General features: G+C 63.8%; 2 protein-coding genes and 1 pseudogene. 2 read left to right on the top strand and 1 reads right to left on the bottom strand.

What is annotated here, in order from left to right:
* A pseudogene (locus L972_RS21805) lies at positions 1-519 on the bottom strand (LuxR family transcriptional regulator); the annotation flags it as partial.
* A gap of 146 nt (positions 520-665) precedes the next feature.
* On the opposite strand from L972_RS21805, the gene tyrS reads away from it, so the two are divergent.
* Both tyrS and L972_RS07935 read left to right on the top strand, forming a co-directional pair.
* Positions 666-1,931 carry a tyrosine--tRNA ligase gene (gene tyrS / locus L972_RS07940; protein WP_047437321.1) on the top strand — a complete coding sequence of 422 codons (1,266 nt, stop codon included), beginning with the start codon at positions 666-668 and terminating at the stop codon, positions 1,929-1,931.
* Positions 1,932-2,099: 168 nt separating this feature from the next.
* Positions 2,100-2,387, top strand: a 288-nt coding sequence (locus L972_RS07935) for an esterase/lipase family protein (protein WP_047437318.1), incomplete at its 3' end; no start/stop codon positions are given.

Genomic DNA, 2,387 nt, shown 5'->3' with positions numbered 1-2,387 from the left:
CTGGCTCTGCCGCCACTGCTGACGACAGAGCGAATGCACCAGCGGGAACAGCTGCTCCAGCCTCGCCAGCTCGTCACGACTGAGGGTACTGCGCTTGTCGAGTCGCCCGAGAAACAGCATCAGCGTCAGTCCGTCCCGCACCGGCAGGATCAGCCCCACCTCCTCCTGCCAGCCGGTGGCCTGATAGAAGTGGTGGCGGTATTCGGGATCGAGCCGCCCTTGGGAGACCTGCGCCAGGGTCCAGACGCCGGCAGGCAAGCCCTGCTCCAGCGCCTGCATAAAGGGATCCTGACTGAAGTGACTGGTGAGGTAGCGGTCAAACAACAGAGCCCGCTGATGATTGAGGTTGTCGTAGAGGTAGACGGGGCGCTGCCCCACCCCGAGCAGCAGGGCGCAATCAAACGCCACCTGTTGCTGGATCAGCCGCACCAGCGCCGCCGCAAAGGCGCTACTGTGCAGGGCATCGACCACCTCGGTCATGCTGCGGGTTAAGGCATCTGTGGTGAATGGCTGGGTCATGGTGGCACGTTTCCGGTGACGGGGAGCGATTCCCCGCTATGGCTGAATGCTAGCACGAGAGTGGCAAAACTGTCCCTTAGGGGACATATCCACCACCAACCAGAACGGCGAGGATGACGGCTTTTCCCCCTGCTGTTGGAGAACCCATGATCAACCCCCACCTGCTCGATGAGCTGACCGAGCGCGGCCTTGTGGCCCAGAATTCCGACCCGGCGGCCCTGGCCGACCATCTTGCCACCCCGCGCACCGTCTATTGCGGGTTCGATCCCACCGCCGGCAGCCTGCATATCGGTCATCTGGTGCCGCTCTTGATGCTGCGCCGCTTCCAGTTGGCGGGCCACACCCCGGTGGCACTGGTGGGCGGGGCAACCGGCCTTATCGGCGACCCCAGCTTCAAGGCGACCGAGCGCAGCCTCAACAGTGCCGATACCGTGCAGGGTTGGGTCGCCAGCCTGTCTGCCCAGATCAGGGCGCTGCTGCCCGCCGATGATGGCCTGTCGGCCCCGCAACTGGTCAACAATGGCGACTGGATGGGGCAGATGTCCGCCCTCGATTTTCTGCGGGATATCGGCAAGCACTTCTCGGTCAATGCCATGCTGGCGCGGGAATCGGTGCGCCAGCGGCTGGCCCGTCCGGATCAGGGCATCTCGTTCACCGAGTTCTCCTACGCTCTGCTGCAATCCTACGACTTTGCGGTGCTGCACCAGCGGCTCGGTTGCACCCTGCAGATTGGCGGCAACGACCAGTGGGGCAATATCACCAGCGGCATGGATCTCACCCGTCGCCTCCATCAGGCGCAGGTGCACGGCATGACCCTGCCCCTTATCACCAAGGCAGACGGCACCAAGTTCGGCAAAACCGAAGGGGGCGCGGTCTGGCTCGATCCGGCGCTCACCTCCCCTTACGCCTTCTACCAGTTCTGGCTCGGCACCGCAGATGAGGATGTCTACCGCTTCCTGCGCTACTACAGCTTTATGTCGCTGAGCGAGATTGATGCACTGGAGGCGGAAGACGCGAAGCGGCAGGGGCGCAAGCAGGCACAGCAGGTGCTGGCGAACGAGCTGACCGAGCTGGTACACGGCAAGGCGGCGCTGGCGGCGGTGCAGCGCATCAGCGAGCTGCTGTTTAGCGGCGATGTGGCCCGCCTCGGCGAGAGCGATCTGGCCCAGCTGGCGCAGGATGGCATGCCGTGCAGCACCGTCAGCGGCGAGACGGATCTGGTCAGCCTGCTGGTCAGCTGCGGTCTGGCTAACTCCAGGCGCATCGCCCGCGAACTGCTGGCGGCGGGCGCCATCAGTCTCAATGGTGTGCTCAAGCAGGATGATCAGCTGAGCGCCACTGATCGGCTGTTTGGCCGCTACCTGCTGCTGCGCCGGGGCAAGAAGCAGTATCAACTGGTGGAGTGGCAATAAGCCGCAGGGCGGGGAGTTCAACCTCCCCGCCCGCCCCCTGAATCCCTTTTGAATCCCGAGTTGCGATCCCCCTCACAGCCTCTCCCGTCAGCAGCCACCATACTGGCACCGGCGAACATGGAGTACGCCACACAATCTGTTCCTCACGATTCAACAAGGATGCTGATGATGAAGAGATGGCTTCTGGTGCTGCTCTGCACCCTGCCCATGCTGGCACACGCCAGCGGATACACCCAGACCCGCTACCCCATAGTACTGGTGCACGGCCTGTTCGGCTTCGACAAGCTGCTCGGGGTCGATTACTTCTATGGCATTCCCCAGGCCCTGAGCCGGGATGGTGCCAAAGTCTACGTGGCTCAGGTATCGGCCACCGCCAGTTCGGAGCAACGGGGCGAACAGCTGCTCGCCCAGGTCGAGCTGCTGCTGGCGGCCACCGGCGCCGAGAAGGTCAACCTG

It is taken from the genome of Aeromonas sp. ZOR0001, from assembly GCF_000801015.1.
Taxonomy (GTDB): domain Bacteria; phylum Pseudomonadota; class Gammaproteobacteria; order Enterobacterales; family Aeromonadaceae; genus Aeromonas; species Aeromonas veronii.
The sequence above is the reverse complement of the archived record's forward strand: the minus strand, read 5'-3'. Positions and strand labels throughout refer to the sequence as shown.